13 protein-coding genes are annotated in these 14,713 nt (G+C 46.9%); 9 read left to right on the forward strand and 4 right to left on the reverse strand.

What is annotated here, in order from left to right; all coding sequences use genetic code 11:
- The first annotated feature begins 54 nt into the window (after positions 1–54).
- From EXU85_RS32430 to EXU85_RS32455, 6 genes are all read left to right on the forward strand, one after another.
- Positions 55–420: a four helix bundle protein gene (locus tag EXU85_RS32430; RefSeq protein ID WP_142776047.1), complete on the forward strand. Its 366-nt coding sequence runs from the start codon at positions 55–57 to the stop codon at positions 418–420.
- Between the two features lie 37 nt (positions 421–457).
- Positions 458–748: a hypothetical protein gene (locus EXU85_RS32435; protein ID WP_142776048.1), complete on the forward strand. Its 291-nt coding sequence runs from the start codon at positions 458–460 to the stop codon at positions 746–748.
- 155 nt (positions 749–903) lie between these two features.
- Positions 904–1,683, forward strand: a complete 780-nt coding sequence (locus EXU85_RS32440) for a TIGR00266 family protein (RefSeq protein WP_142776049.1) — start codon at positions 904–906, stop codon at positions 1,681–1,683.
- A gap of 146 nt (positions 1,684–1,829) precedes the next feature.
- Positions 1,830–2,120, forward strand: a complete 291-nt coding sequence (locus EXU85_RS32445) for a hypothetical protein (RefSeq protein WP_142776050.1) — start codon at positions 1,830–1,832, stop codon at positions 2,118–2,120.
- 156 nt (positions 2,121–2,276) lie between these two features.
- Positions 2,277–2,864: a gliding motility lipoprotein GldD gene (gene gldD / locus EXU85_RS32450; protein ID WP_142776051.1), complete on the forward strand. Its 588-nt coding sequence runs from the start codon at positions 2,277–2,279 to the stop codon at positions 2,862–2,864.
- 11 nt (positions 2,865–2,875) lie between these two features.
- Entirely contained in the window at positions 2,876–3,319 is a 444-nt protein-coding gene (locus EXU85_RS32455) for a cytochrome c (protein ID WP_142776052.1), read from the forward strand.
- A 22-nt stretch (positions 3,320–3,341) separates the two neighbouring features.
- Here EXU85_RS32455 and EXU85_RS32460 read toward each other — a convergent pair whose 3' ends face one another.
- The 3 genes from EXU85_RS32460 to EXU85_RS32470 form a co-directional block, all read right to left on the reverse strand.
- Complete coding sequence (locus EXU85_RS32460; protein ID WP_142776919.1) at positions 3,342–4,952, reverse strand: acyl-CoA carboxylase subunit beta; 1,611 nt, start codon at positions 4,950–4,952, stop codon at positions 3,342–3,344.
- 49 nt (positions 4,953–5,001) lie between these two features.
- Entirely contained in the window at positions 5,002–5,994 is a 993-nt protein-coding gene (locus EXU85_RS32465) for an MlaD family protein (RefSeq protein WP_142776053.1), read from the reverse strand.
- Between the two features lie 195 nt (positions 5,995–6,189).
- Positions 6,190–7,038, reverse strand: coding sequence for an N-acetylmuramoyl-L-alanine amidase (locus EXU85_RS32470; RefSeq protein WP_142776054.1), 849 nt, complete (start codon positions 7,036–7,038; stop codon positions 6,190–6,192).
- Between the two features lie 167 nt (positions 7,039–7,205).
- Between EXU85_RS32470 and EXU85_RS32475 the strand changes: the two genes are divergently transcribed.
- The 3 genes from EXU85_RS32475 to gldG all read left to right on the forward strand — a co-directional run bounded on the left by EXU85_RS32475 (position 7,206) and on the right by gldG (position 12,968).
- The gene (locus tag EXU85_RS32475; RefSeq protein ID WP_371731973.1) at positions 7,206–10,859 is read left to right on the forward strand and encodes a putative LPS assembly protein LptD; all 3,654 of its coding nucleotides are present in this window, start codon (positions 7,206–7,208) and stop codon (positions 10,857–10,859) included.
- Between the two features lie 138 nt (positions 10,860–10,997).
- Positions 10,998–11,246 carry a hypothetical protein gene (locus EXU85_RS32480; protein WP_142776055.1) on the forward strand — a complete coding sequence of 83 codons (249 nt, stop codon included), beginning with the start codon at positions 10,998–11,000 and terminating at the stop codon, positions 11,244–11,246.
- Positions 11,247–11,300: 54 nt separating this feature from the next.
- On the forward strand, positions 11,301–12,968 hold the full coding sequence (gene gldG / locus EXU85_RS32485) for a gliding motility-associated ABC transporter substrate-binding protein GldG (RefSeq protein WP_142776056.1): 1,668 nt from the start codon (positions 11,301–11,303) through the stop codon (positions 12,966–12,968).
- A gap of 59 nt (positions 12,969–13,027) precedes the next feature.
- Here gldG and EXU85_RS32490 read toward each other — a convergent pair whose 3' ends face one another.
- Complete coding sequence (locus EXU85_RS32490; RefSeq protein WP_142776057.1) at positions 13,028–14,710, reverse strand: NuoM family protein; 1,683 nt, start codon at positions 14,708–14,710, stop codon at positions 13,028–13,030.
- Positions 14,711–14,713: the final 3 nt, after the last annotated feature.

Below are 14,713 nucleotides of genomic sequence, written 5' to 3' on the forward strand. Positions count from 1 at the left end.
ATGTATGATGTATGTTTAAGTATCCATTTTTCACTTAAGCCTACATCATACATTATGACTCAAAAATCTAATCTCACTAAAGACAAAAGTTTTGCATTTGCAATACGTATTATTAGGCTGGAACAATACCTTCGAAAAACAAAACGAGAAACGATTCTAAGTCGACAATTGATCAGGAGTGGCACATCAGTGGGAGCTAATATCCGTGAAGGTTATAATGCAGAATCGGACGCTGACTTCATTCATAAATTGGGTATTGCTCAAAAAGAATGCGACGAAACATGTTACTGGTTGGAGTTGTTAAACGCAACAGACTATCTTGACGAAAAGCAATTTAGTTCTATATATGCAGATGCCGAAGCCTTACTTAAAATCATCAAGAGTATAATCCTGACCAAGAAGCAAAATCGCACTCTATAAAATATATCATACCTCATATATCATACATCCTTGAGACATGGCAAAGAAAAAAACGAATCCCGATGAAAACGACAAGCCACGCGTTCACAAGGAACTTGAAGGCTTCGATATTCAGATTAACTCATTCGGCGAAATCACGACGAGTTTTGATATTGATCGAATCAACCAGTTTCTGAACAAAACGGTAGATGATAAAAAACTTCGCCATCGTACCGACCTGAATCTGAAAGGTGATCCTGAACCTGACGAGAAAGACGATGATGTGGATGACGATCAACTCTTTGACGAGTCAGACAATGATTTGCCAGACGACATCAATCAACGCTAAAAGCCCGACCCGTTAAAATGCCCGGTCGGGCTTTTTTTGTACCGTTTGTCAGAAAAACTATTTATGGAATGGTCGAGTTTCCGTAGTTTTCGTTCACTAATAATCGCTCCAACCAACTAGCGATATCTAACCGATAACCACTAACGACGCTCAGCATGTATTCTCACGAAATTGACTACAAAATCATTGGTGAAGACATCCAGATTGTAGAAATCGAACTAGACCCCAACGAAACCGTTATTGCCGAAGCGGGCTCCATGCTGTTTATGGAAGATGGCATCACCTTCGAAACCAAAATGGGCGATGGCTCGCAGCCCGACCAGGGTTTTCTGGGTAAACTGCTTCAAGCGGGTTCGCGTATGGTTATGGGTGAGTCCTTATTTATGACCCACTTCACAAACCGGGGTGTTGGCAAAAAGAAAGTAGCCTTTGCCGCTCCCTATCCGGGTACGATCATGGCTGTCAATCTGGCAAACATTTATGGCAATACCCTCATTGTTCAGAAAGATGCCTTTTTATGCGCAGCTCTGGGCACGAAGCTAAGTATTCAGTTCAACCAGCGTTTAGGAGCTGGCTTCTTTGGCGGAGAGGGCTTCATTCTCGAAAAAGTGCAGGGTGATGGGATGGCCTTCATTCATTCTGGGGGTGTGGTTATAGAGCGAACACTTAATAATGAAACCTTACGGGTAGACACTGGCTGCGTAGTTGGTTTTGAACCCAGTATCAATTTTGACATTCAACGGGCGGGTGGCCTTCGGAGCATGGTGTTTGGTGGGGAAGGATTGTTTCTGGCTACGTTGCGTGGCTCGGGTAAAGTCTGGATTCAGTCGATGCCAATTTCTAAACTGGTACAACGACTAGCCCCTTATAGTGCACAAGGTCATAAGGAAGGCGGTTCCGTACTGGGACAGTTGGGGAATTTGTTTGAAGGTTAGTCTAAACCACACGGGCGGCCCCGCCGGGATTTTCAGGATTTAAATGATTTTCTTGATTGTCTGGTAACCAAATAATATTTGAATGATTTAAGACATTTTTGTCAATAATCATGTTAATCAGTCAAATCAAATAAATCCCGGTTTAAATGGAAGTTATTTGCACGAACGACAATTTTCCGGCACCCGTACTGGCGTTTTACGCGGAGTTTGGTGTGCAAACGCCCAAGCGTGACAAAATGTACACGGTTCGACAGGTGAAACGTCATACCACTGGCGAAACGGGCATTTTATTGAACGAGATCAAGAATCCCGACGTGCCAGTGAAGCATCCGGTTATGGGAGAAGTCTGGTTTGAACCTACATTCAATATCAATCGATTCGCAACGTTGATGGGCGAACCAGTTCTGAAGGAAGAACTAGAAGATGTAAACGCCTAGTTGAAATTGCCGAATACCTAAAAAGCCTGGCACCAAAACGCTGGGCTTTTTCGTTTTCTTTTTTGTCATGCTGACGAAGGAAGCATCTTCGGCGGCTTTGTTTTCTGTTTATAGCTACCGAAGATGCTTCCTTCGTCAGCATGACAAAAAACGCTGGTGCAGAAGTATTCAATCGCTCTTATCATTGGTTTGCTGCTTACTGCCTGTGGTAGCAGTTCATCCGACAACTATGTTCCAAAACCTAAGGGTTTTCCACGTTTGGACTTACCTACGCCGAGCTACACACTCATTGATCCCACGCACCCGTATCAGTTCGAGTACAACAAAATCGCCCGGATTTTACCGGATACATTCGCCAGAGCAGAACGTGACTGGATTTTTATCAATTACCCAACCTTTCATGCCAGTGTTCAACTAACCTATAAGCCGATTCACAACGATGTGAACCGACTGCGGGCCATGCTCGAAGACTCCTACAAACTGGCTGCCCGTCATAATATAAAAGCCTATGCAATTGAACAGCGGAAACTCCGCTTAAAGTCGGGTCTGGAAGCGAGTGTTATTGATTTATCGGGCGAGGTTCCCAGTCAGGTTCAGTTCGTCACGACGGACTCAACAACCCATTTTCTACGCGGAGCACTGTATTTTAACACGGCGACTGAAAATGACTCGTTGCAACCGGTTATTCAATACATTCGCAAAGACATTCTGCATTTGTTGAATACCCTAAAATGGAAAAAGTAAATAAATTGATAATGAACGAATTACGGTTTACGATTTATTGGACAATCCTCCTGGCTTTGTTTACGCTTTCAACTGCTAACGCACAGACCAAAAAGCCTGCGGTTAAGCCAATACACAAACCGGCGGCTGTAGCTATCAAAGCGCCTGGTCAGCTTATTTATGAACAAAATTGCCTAACCTGTCATCAGGCAAACGGCTCTGGCGTACCCAACCTGAACCCGCCCTTACGCGGTACAGACTGGGTATTAGGCGATAAAACCCGGCTTATTAATGTAGTGCTGAAAGGATTGCAGGGGCAGGAAATTGAAGGAGATATGTATGACAACGCCATGCCCGCCCACGATTTTCTGACAGACATACAAATCGCGGATGTGCTGACTTATATACGAAGCAATTTTGGCAACAGAGCCGATGCCGTTACAACCGATGAGGTAAAAAGCGCTCGCGGGAAATAGAATTTTCAGTTGAATTTAAAAATTATGTTTGAATGACACCCACCGAAAACGGCTTTGTGATTGGTGCGTGGTTAGCAGCAGCAATTCCTTCCGAAAGAATTTGTCGGGTTTGAAGCGGGTCTATAATGGCATCGACCCAGAGCCGGGCGGCTGCATAATAAGGAGATAGCTGTGCGTTGTATTGATCCGTGATTTTGGTCAATTGGGCTTGTTCCTCCTCCAACGTCATAGGCTGGCCCTTCGCTTTTTGAGCAGCCACCTGAATCTGAAGTAGGGTCTTGGCAGCAGAAGCGCCACTCATTACGGCCATTTGTGCCGTAGGCCAGGCTAGCATCAAGCGTGGATCATAGGCTTTTCCACACATAGCGTAATTACCTGCGCCATAACTATTTCCTACAACGACGGTAAATTTCGGAACGACGGAATTGGCCATTGCACTAACCATTTTGGCACCATCCTTAATAATACCGCCCTGTTCAGCACGGCTACCTACCATAAAGCCCGAGACATCCTGTAAAAACACGAGCGGAATCCGTTTCTGATTGCAGTTCATAATAAACCGGGCGGCTTTATCGGCGGCATCGCCGTAAATGACTCCGCCCATTTGCATCTCGCTTGGCTGGCCTGTCCGGCCTTTGGCCTTCACCACTTTGCGCTGATTAGCTACAATCCCCACAGCCCACCCATCGATTCGGGCATAGCCGCACAGGAGTGACTGGCCATAACCCGGCTTATAGGCATCGAACGCGGAGTTGTCCACAAGTCTATCCACAATTTCCTGCATGTCGTAAGGTTTAACACGGTCGGCGGGCAGGATTTGGTAGATTTCATTGGGATTTTTAACAGGAGGGGTTTGCTCGATACGGTCGAAGCCAGCCGTTTCATGATGGCCGAGTTTATCAAAAATACGCTTGATAGCGTCTAAACAGCTTTTATCATCGGGATATTTATTGTCCACAACACCCGAAATGTCGGTATGCGTGTTGGCTCCGCCAAGCGTTTCGGCGTCTACATCTTCCCCAATGGACGCTTTTACCAAATAAGGCCCGGCCAGAAAAATAGAACCCGTTCCTTCCACAATCAGGGCTTCGTCAGACATGATGGGCAAATAAGCGCCACCCGCTACACAACTGCCCATAATAGCCGCAACCTGCAAAATACCCATCGCGGATAAATGGGCGTTGTTACGAAACGTCCGGCCAAAATGTTCTTTATCAGCGAAAACTTCATCCTGCAAGGGTAGATACACGCCCGCGCTATCAACGAGATAAATAATTGGCAGGCGATTCTCCATCGCAATTTCCTGCGCACGGAGGTTCTTTTTAGCCGTGATCGGAAACCAGGCTCCAGCTTTCACTGTGGCATCGTTAGCCACAATGACACACTGCCGACCTGACACATACCCAATACCCAAAACCACTCCCCCCGACGGACAACCACCATGTTCGGCATACATGCCTTCGCCGGAGAACAAACCAATTTCAACAAACGGCTTATCTGAGTCGGTGAGGTAGGCAATACGTTCGCGAGCGGTTAGTTTACCCTTCCGATGCTGGTCGTCAATTTTTTTCGGTCCGCCACCCAATTGGGTTTGGGCAGTTCGTTGGGCGAGTTCGTCGAGAAGGGATTGGATAGAGTTCATTGTAAAACGCAAAGGGCCAAGCTAGTGCTTGGCCCAGACATTATTTTTTCGTCGAATCGGCTGGAATAACGGTTGTAATCGTTGTGCTAGCTGCAGGTGCTACGTAAGGTTTTTCTTTCCGGCCAAAGAGCGAAAACTGAACGTACCGTTTCGGATTCTCACGTAGGTCGGTTAATAACTTTTCGAGACTGGCAGCCGTATTATTCACATTGCTGTAGAGCGCTTCATCGGAGGTCAGTTTTCCTAACGAACCACGTCCGTTGTTGACATCCGTTAGTATTCGCTGTAAGCCTTCAACTGTTTTATTGACCGTTGCCAAGGTTTGTTTCAACTGCAAACCCTGTAGCGAATCGGCAAATGTATCGGCTTTAGCCAGAATCGGTTTAAGTTGCTTTTCGGTTTCCACTAAAGAGGCTGCCAAATGGCTTACACTAGCAAGCGTCGCTTTTAAACCGGCCCGGTTTTCGGCAATAGTTAAATCCAGGGTTTTTACGCCAGCATCGGCACTTCGGAGCGTTTGGTTCAGCATAACACCTGTTTGATCAAACTGCTTCACAACGCGGTTAAGTTGATACGTCAGCGAATCTACATTGTTAAGAACGGGTAGCGTTTTTTCTTTAATCAGCGCCGAAAGGCCCGTTTCTTTAGCCGCCACCAGCATACCTCCATCCTCAAGGTCGGGTGCTCCAGAATTTACGGTAAGCTGAATCAATTTCCCCCCCAATAGCCCATCGTCTACCAGGCTAGCTCTTGATCCTTTCGTAACACGAATGTCTTTTTTTAGCTCTACCGTAACTAACAGCTTATTACCCTGATTTTGTAAAATCTCAATACTTTTAACCCGACCTACCGATAATCCATTGATCCTAACTGGATTAGAGGCAACCAGTCCATCAATATTATCGTAAATAACCTGGTATTTATTCGTTGAGTTAAAGAAATCGGATCCTTTCAGAAATCGAAACCCAAAGTAGAACATCGTTAGGGAAACGACAGCCAATAAACCTACTTTTACTTCCTGCGAAACTTTCATGTGTTGTGTGAAGGTGACCGCCCAACGGGCCGTGCCAACCGATCTGGTTGGAGGTATAACCAACTTTCGGGCCTGTTTGTCCCGAGAAGCTAGGGAATTTCGTGGAGTGGTAAATTAAGTGGAATGAGTGGAGTAGGTGGAGTGAGTTCCGATTATTGGACTCACTCCACCTACTCCACTCATTTTACTATCTACCTACCCACCCGCTTCAATTTCCTGTTTGTATCGTTCAAATGCTTTATAAATCGCATCGGTCATTTCATCCTGCCCCTCTTCTGAGCGTAAATAGTCTTCCTCTTCCCGATTAGTGAGGTAACCGCTTTCGATCAGTACACTGGGCATCGTGGTTTTCCAGAGAACAATAAAACCGGCCTGCTTTACCCCATTGCTTTTACGATTGGCATTGGAGCGGAAACTACGTTCCAGTTTTTCGGCAAAACTAATACTGCTGGCAATGAACGCATGCTGGTAATTGGCCAGCATGATTGTCGCTAAAGGTGAGTTTGGGTTAAAGCCTTTATAGGTCTGCTCGTAATTCTTTTCCTGTAAAATAACCGCATTTTCGCGTCGGGCTACATCCAGGTTGCTTTGGGTCCTGTGGAGCCCCAGTGTGTAAGTTTCGGTACCATAGACCCGGCTGCTTGACGGGCTGGCGTTACAATGAATGGAGATGAACAGATCGGCTCGGTTCCGGTTAGCAATAGCCCCCCGTTCATATAAATCAACAAAATGATCGGATGAACGCGTATAAATAACCCGAACATTTGGATGGTTCTCCTTAATTTTCCGCCCTAATTGCAGAATTAACTCCAGATTAATCGTTTTTTCTTTGGCGTAACGACCATGCGTACCAGGATCTTTGCCGCCGTGGCCCGCATCGAGTACAATCGTACGGAGTTGATTAGGAGCATTTTCAGCCGGTGCGGTTGTTTCAGTATCTTGCGATCCACCCCGACGCACGGTGTCCTGCGTTAGATCAGACAATAGCAAATTAGGTGTGGTTAAGGCCAGTAAAGGAACTACTGCCAAAACCAAAGTTGTCATTATTCCGGGAGCCGGCAGGTTCATGGGTTTAATAATTTTTAACAGCCTAAATCGTTTCAAACCGGTAGTAGGATAACTTGTTCGTGGATACCTTTGTATGCCATAGACTTAACGGACTTTTGGCAAATATAATTTTTTTAATAACCCTGAAAAAAGCATACTTTATTTTGTGGTTCTCACGCACACGACCAATATGTATAAAGGCTGCTCTCAGCCTTGTCTGCCTATTCTGGACGTTTAATGCGTTGGGGCAGGCTAAACCGTCAACCCGGAAGAGAACTAAACCATCAGTAACAACCGCTCCGAGTTCACAAACCACCCCTGCGGCAGTTCCTCAGGAAAGTGACCTGGAACGGGAGCTTAATCAAAAATATTCAGCCCCTAACCGCCTTAGCCCTACTCCATACAATCGGAATACGGTACCAACTGCTATTGGAAACGACACAACACGACGTCAACAGGCCATTTCTTCCGGTGATTCCGTTCGATTCTCGCCCCTAAAGTTGATTCAGGTTTCGGAATTGACTCCTAAGGGTATTCAGCCGGTTCAGGTACAATGGCCTATGCTATTAAGCAATATAGTTCAGCCCCCTACCTCGTTATTTATCAATGTCGATTCGTCACGGGTCGTTCTGGCCGATTCCATGCAACGGGAATCCACCCAAACAATTCAGGCCACACAATTACAGCCTAAGCGAATAAAGGTTACTTCTACACCATTACGCCCACTATCAACAGCACTTGTTCATTCCCCAAAGCCGATCCTAATTCGCCCGAATCCGATACGAATTGCAGCCCGGGATTCAGTACAAAAGGCACCTGTCGCTCCGATTAAAAAGCCAGCTATTACCCAGTTAGCGCCAAAATCAATTCCATCGGGTAAAGTGCAACCAGGTCTTGTTTCTCCCAACATAGTCCGGGCGGAAAGTGTAGTACGGCAGAACCAATCCAAAGTAAACTCGACCAGACAAAGCCAAGCCAAACCAACCCGCCCAGCCAGTCTTACCGCGGGCAAACCAGCCATTCCGGCCGATTCGGCTCAGGTTGCCAGTAATGACACTGTCCGGACCGATTCGCTACAGGCACCCGATGCTTTTAAAACAACCGTCAACTATCAGGCCAAAGACTCAACTATTTATGCCGCAGATGGACAGACCGTTGAATTGTTCGGTGATGCCAGTGTGATCTATGGCGATATTTCACTCAAAGCTGACTATATCCGGCTGAATTACCTAACGAATGAGGTCTACGCGAAAGGTCGCTACGATTCAACAGCCAAAAAACTGATTGGTCGGCCTGTTTTTCAGGATGGCGAAGGGAAGTATGATGCCAAGGAGATTCGGTATAATTTCCAGTCCAGAAAAGGTCGGATTCAGGGCGTTGTTACGCAACAGGGCGAGGGTAATATACGAGGCACCACAGTCAAGAAAGATGCTGAGGATAATCTCTATATTGGCAAAGCGATTTATACAACCTGTAATCTGGCAACACCCCACTTCCATATCAATGCCAGTAAACTAAAAGTTATTCATAATAAGCAGGTTGTAGCCGGCCCATTTAATCTGGTCATTAATCAGATTCCGTTACCTATTGGATTGCCCTTTGGTTTCTTTCCGTTTCCCAAACGTAAGGAAATTGGTGTATCCGGTATCATTGTTCCACAATACGGTGAAGAACCCAACGGACGGGGCTTCTATCTGCGCGATGGTGGGTATTACTGGGCGGTGAGTGAAAATCTCGGTCTGCAGTTTAAAGGACAAATATATTCCCGCGGTAGCTGGGGTCTAGGCGTTTCATCAGCTTATAACAAACGGTATCGGTATAGCGGAGGTGTCAATCTTCAGTTCAACCGAAACCGCTCCGGCGACCGTGTTGATACCACCCAAACGCCCCGTAATGACTTTTCATTTACCTGGTCGCACTCGCCGGTGCCACGCGGGCGGGGTAGTTTCTCGGCCAACGTCAACGTCAGCAGCAACAGTTATAATCAGTTTAACTCCTATAGCACCCAGTCCTATATTTCCAACGTAGCGGGCTCATCGGTGCAATACAGCCGAACGTTTGGGCAATACGTGCGGGCAGGCGCTAACGTGCGTGTGAACCAGCAGTTTGGGCAAGTGAATCAGGTAACGGGCGTTCGGGCAAATGGTAAGACCGATGTATCGTCGGATTTCAATATTGGAATTAACCAGATTTCGCCTTTTGCGCTCAAAGGTGGTACAGGGCGCTGGTACGAAAGCTTTCGGGTAGGGCTAGATCTTAGCGGATCTATTGCTGTGAGCAATACAATTAAGCAGCAGCTCGATACAACAGGCTTAGGCTTCCCGGTGGTTACCAATTTAACAACGATTAACTCAATTCAACGCTATCAGGACAGTATCAGACGTGCACAAAATCTTCGCCTGGGTATTGTTGAAACTGATCCTAATTTAATTGCCTTCAGTCTGGCGAATTCAAATCGAATCTGGCAAAACCGCGTGGTGCAGGCCCGGTATAGCATTCCCATTTCGCTACCAAACTTAAAGTTGTTGCGGTACATAAACCTGACTCCCGGCTTCTCGCTACAAGGGAATATTTATAGTAAAAAGCTACAACCCAATTTAATCTACAATGCCAGCCACGACTCAATAAAGATTGATACAGTACGCGGCTTTTATCCATCATATAATTTTTCGGTCAGCGCTAGCATGAATACCCGCTTCTATGGCACTTACTTTATTCGGGGTAAGCGTATTGAGGCTATTCGTCACACAGTTGCGCCTTCTATATCGTTCAACTATGTACCCGATTTTACTAACCCCTCCTTTGGGCAGTTTTTTGTGCTGGATGCCAAAGGATCACTTGCCAATTTACCTCTCTATCGACGGACAATTTCTGTATTCCGGGGTATCGACGGAAATAGCAGCAGTGGCGCATCAAGCACGCAGGCGGCTTTCATTTCGTTCGGGATTGTGAACCAACTTGAAATGAAGGTGCGTACCCGTAGTGACTCATCCGGGCAGGACTTCAAGAAAATTCCGATTTTTGATAACCTGAGTATCAATGGAAGCTATAACTTTCTGGCTCCTGACTATAAGCTGTCGCCACTTTCAGTCAGCGCCAACACGCAGATTTTCAAGAATATAAGCTTCAATTTTTCATCAACATTCGACCCCTACGCTTATCGGGCGTATGGCGGAACAGCGCAGTATTATTTCCCAACAACAGCCAGTACGCTAACACCCCTCGCCTACTCGCCTTCAATTCAGGCCTTAAATGCGGATCAACCTTATATCAATCAGCAGTATATCCGGGTACCTAATCTCTATGCATTTCAGGCTGGGCAGGGGCTGTTGCGGCTAACAAACTTACAGGCCTATGTTAGCGCACGATTTGCCCCTAAGCAGGCCGACAAAAAGAAGACCAGCCCGAATGCGTCCGATGCGACGATGAAGGCCATCAACAGTAATCCGGAATTGTATGTAGACTTCAACGTCCCCTGGTCGATGAACGTCAGCTATACGTTTGGTCTGACCAAATTAACGCCTGAGATTTCGCAGGTAGTGCAAGCGCTGACCCTCACAGGAGATCTAAGTCTGACACCCAAATGGAAAATAACCATTAATACGGGCTATGATTTCCAATTCAATAGCCCAACCCTAACAACCATCGGTATTAACCGCGACCTACACTGTTGGGAAATGGCCTTCAACTGGACGCCCTATTCTGGCAACAACTTCCGTTCAGGCAACTACTCCTTCGATTTGCGGGCACGGTCGTCTATTTTACAAGAGCTTAAGCTGAGTCGTCGCCGGAGCTTCTACGACCGTGGCGGATTTTAAGGCGACCCATTTTTCTTAAAAACTCTCACGCTAAAGAGTCTTTTTTGAAGAAAAAGTACCCTAATAAAATCAGCTAGTAAATCAAGAAAGTAAAAAACACTAACTTGCCTTCACAACGCTTTTTTCAGATCGACTCCGATGACTGAACGGGACAAACAACGCCTTGACGAACTAGAAGTAAAAACGGCTTATTTGCTGGCTCGGCAAGATGAGCAGGATGCTCGAATGAGCCAAATTATGGCTCGGCTAACCTACATTGAAGCCCGTCAGCATCGGCTTATGAAAGAGCTTGGTATTAAGCCCGAAAAAATTGATACCCCTCAAACCGCTCAGGATGATGCCAGGGCAATCAACCTGACGAGTATTCCTGAACAACGATTGAATTAATGAAAACTGACCTAATAAATATATGGGTCATGTTGTTCCGTCGTTATAGTCCGTATGAAATCTGCAGTATCACGCACACTTCTTGTCGTTGCGGTATTAATTGCCGTCAATTTACTATCGGCATTCGTATTTTTCCGACTCGATTTAACCCAGGAGAAACGCTACACGCTTTCAGAAGCCACACAGACGCTCCTAGCCAGCTTACCAGACGACATTCACGTCGATGTCTATTTAACAGGTGATTTACCGCCCGGCTTCAAACGGCTTGAAAATGCGGTTCGTGAGACGTTGGATGGGTTTCAAGCTGAAGCTGGTAAACGAGTCACCTATCGATTTATCAATCCAGATGCAGTTTCCACTCCTGACGAAAAAAATAAACTGATCGACAAACTACAACAGAAGGGCTTGTTGCCCACGAATCTGTATGCCAGCGAAGGGGGGAAACGCACGGAGAAATTAGTCTTTCCAGGCGCTATTATTTCCTATAAAGGCAAAGAGACGGCGGTTGAACTACTAAAAGGTAATAAAGCGGCCTCCCCCGAAGAGCAGTTAAATCAATCCTATGAAGGCGTTGAGTTTCAGCTGGCTTCGGCCATTCGAAAGCTGACACAGACTGAAGAAAATCGTAAGCGGATAGGCTTGTTGTACGGGCATACTCAGGTACCTCCCTCGCGCTTTGCCGATTTGCTGGCATCCGTTCAGCAGACTTACGACCTGTTTTTTATTGATATGAGCAAGCCGGGCCCTATTGCGGGTCTCGATCTGGTATTGGTACCGAAACCCGACAAGGCCTTTTCGGAAGACGAAATTTTCAAGCTGGATCAATTTGTCGTCCATGGCGGACGGGCGTTGTTTTTTGTGGATGGTCAGCGTGTCGACAGTGTTAGCAACGAAGGCACCTATGCGCAACCCCTGAGCTTAAATCTGGACGATCTATTTTTTCGCTGGGGTGTTCGTATCAACCGCGATGTCGTGAAGGATTTATACTGTGCCACCATTCCGCTCAATGTGGGAAATTTGGGTGACAAGCCTAATATCCAACTGGTTCCCTGGCGGTTTTATCCGCGACTCAACAACTTTGGCACGTCTGGTAATCCGATTGTACGAAACCTGGATGCGGTGCTGGGCCGGTTCGTGAGTACACTCGATACGGTTCGATCAGTGGGTATTCAGAAAACGCCCCTGCTCTTAACGTCACCTTATACCAATCTCCTGAAAACACCAGCGCTGATTTCCTATAACGAAGCCCGTCAGCAGCCAGACCCACAAACGTATACAGGCGGACCCCGACTAATCGGTTGTTTGCTGGAAGGGAAATTCCAATCCCTGTTTGCCAACCGAATTCTACCCGGCGACCCACGTGCCACTGGCTTTAAAGCAGAAGGTGTAGCCTCCCGAATTTTGATCTGCTCTGACGGCGACCTGATTGTAAACGATGTCGATTACAAACGCCAAACGCCCTACCCACTTGGCTTTGACCGCTACACCCGCACCACCTATGCCAACAAAGACTTTGCGTTAAACGCCATTGATTATCTCGTTGACCCAACCGGGGTCATTGCCGCCCGCAACCGAACCGTAACGTTGCGACCCCTGGATAAAATTCGCGTAGATAGCAGTCGTACAAGCTGGCAGTTGCTGAATCTGTTAGGACCAATCGCCTTACTGGGTATTGTAGGCGTAGTTTGGCAGATGGCTCGACGCCGACAATTTGGGCGCTGAACGAAGCTACACCCCTGCATTCCCTGTACCTCTACGATTATTTTGTATTTTGTTGGAGTCTACTCCACCGCAAACTTCAGTAACCACTGTCCTACCGTTGCGCTGGAAAGATTAAAAATCAGGTTCGGAAATAAGCCTAGTAATAACGCTAAAACGCCCAGCGGAAACAGCATTAGCTTTTCGTGAATAGTCAAATCAGCGAGTACGGATGTTGGGCCAGCCTGTATCTCGAAAGGCCGAACCCAGGTAGAGCCAAAAAACATACGTTGGAGTGTCCAGAGGAAATAGGCGGCTGCCAGCAAAATACCCGTAGTGGCAATGGCCGTCATCCAGCCTGGCAGCCAATCTGACTGAAAACTGCCCATAAGCGTGAACAATTCGCCCACAAAACCCGAAAAGCCCGGCAAACCCAGCGAAGCAAAAAATGCAATGGCGGTTATGGTCGTATACTGGGGCATGGGCTGCATCAATCCCCGATACGAGTCAATCTGACGGTCATGGGTACGATCATAAAGGACGCCGACAATCAGGAACAGCATAGCCGACAGTACACCATGGCTCACCATCTGGTAGACGGCCCCGTTGATACCTTCAGCCGTGAGTGAAGCCACACCCAATAGAACAAAGCCCATGTGCGATACGGACGAGTAGGCGATCATCTTTTTAAGATCGGTTTGTGCCAGCGCATTTAATCCCCCGTATACAATTGATAGTACGCCTAAACCGCCCAGTGTTTGCGCATATTCGGCGGCACCATCGGGAAAGAAATCCCAAACAATCCGCAAGAAACCATACCCCCCTATTTTCAGCAATACACCTGCCAGAACCACCGATACGGGCGTAGGGGCTTCAACGTGGGCATCGGGTAACCAGGTATGCACGGGTACAATCGGCAACTTAATTGCAAAGCCAATAAACACAGCCCAAAACGCTAGCATCCGGGCAGGCAATCCAAATATTATTGGTTCAGCGGCAGGATTCAGAAACGCGTTGGGCAGGTAATTGCTACCGTCAGCCAGGTAACGCATATCGAACGTATGGACGATCTGCGATGAATTGAGTTGTCCGTTTTGTAGGTAGGTCTGTAACGTACGAACGATATCATCGGTCACTGCCGATGGGTCGGCTGCTAACCCAGCCACTACTGCTGTACTCACCGGATCCATGACGGACAGATACAATCCAATCATAACCAGTAGAATCAACAGCGACCCCAGTAAGGTGTAAAGAAAAAACTTGATTGACGCATATTCCCGGCGTGGGCCACCCCAAAGACCGATCAGGAAGTACATCGGCAGGAGCATGAACTCAAAAAACAGGAAGAACAGAAAGAAATCGAGGGCCACAAAGCACCCCATGATCGTGCCCGTAAGCAAAAGATAAAGCGAATAATAAGCTCTGTGCCGAGTTTTAATAGTTGTCCAGGAGGAAAGCACACCCACCAGCATAACCACTGCCGATAGCACGACTAATGGCAAACTTATACCGTCTACCCCAACTAAATAGTCAATTGACGCAATTCCAAGACTGCCAAGTGGCAGTGTAATCCAATTAGCCTGTTCAAGAAGTTGATAACCCGTAACGGACGTGTTGAATGTTACATATGCTGCGCCCGCCAAAACTACCTCGGCAAGCGTGATCACCAGAGCAATCCAATGGAACGGTTTCGTTTGCTGACCGGGCAGCAAAGCCACGATGAGCGAACCGAGTAACGGAAGAAAAATAAGTAGCGAAAGAATCATAAA

Origin of the sequence: Spirosoma sp. KCTC 42546 (genome assembly GCF_006965485.1) — a bacterium.
In the GTDB taxonomy this organism is placed as follows: Bacteria; Bacteroidota; Bacteroidia; order Cytophagales; family Spirosomataceae; genus Spirosoma.

Excerpts from the sequence above, each read along its gene's own strand:
- EXU85_RS32430 (WP_142776047.1), top strand. The coding sequence starts at position 55 with ATGACTCAAAAATCTAATCTCACTAAAGACAAAAGTTTTGCATTTGCA.
- EXU85_RS32435 (WP_142776048.1), top strand. The coding sequence starts at position 458 with ATGGCAAAGAAAAAAACGAATCCCGATGAAAACGACAAGCCACGCGTT.
- EXU85_RS32440 (WP_142776049.1), top strand. The coding sequence starts at position 904 with ATGTATTCTCACGAAATTGACTACAAAATCATTGGTGAAGACATCCAG.
- EXU85_RS32445 (WP_142776050.1), top strand. The coding sequence starts at position 1,830 with ATGGAAGTTATTTGCACGAACGACAATTTTCCGGCACCCGTACTGGCG.
- EXU85_RS32455 (WP_142776052.1), top strand. The coding sequence starts at position 2,876 with ATGAACGAATTACGGTTTACGATTTATTGGACAATCCTCCTGGCTTTG.
- EXU85_RS32465 (WP_142776053.1), bottom strand. The coding sequence starts at position 5,994 with ATGAAAGTTTCGCAGGAAGTAAAAGTAGGTTTATTGGCTGTCGTTTCC.
- EXU85_RS32470 (WP_142776054.1), bottom strand. The coding sequence starts at position 7,038 with ATGACAACTTTGGTTTTGGCAGTAGTTCCTTTACTGGCCTTAACCACA.
- EXU85_RS32480 (WP_142776055.1), top strand. The coding sequence starts at position 10,998 with ATGACTGAACGGGACAAACAACGCCTTGACGAACTAGAAGTAAAAACG.
- gldG (WP_142776056.1), top strand. The coding sequence starts at position 11,301 with ATGAAATCTGCAGTATCACGCACACTTCTTGTCGTTGCGGTATTAATT.
- EXU85_RS32490 (WP_142776057.1), bottom strand. The coding sequence starts at position 14,710 with ATGATTCTTTCGCTACTTATTTTTCTTCCGTTACTCGGTTCGCTCATC.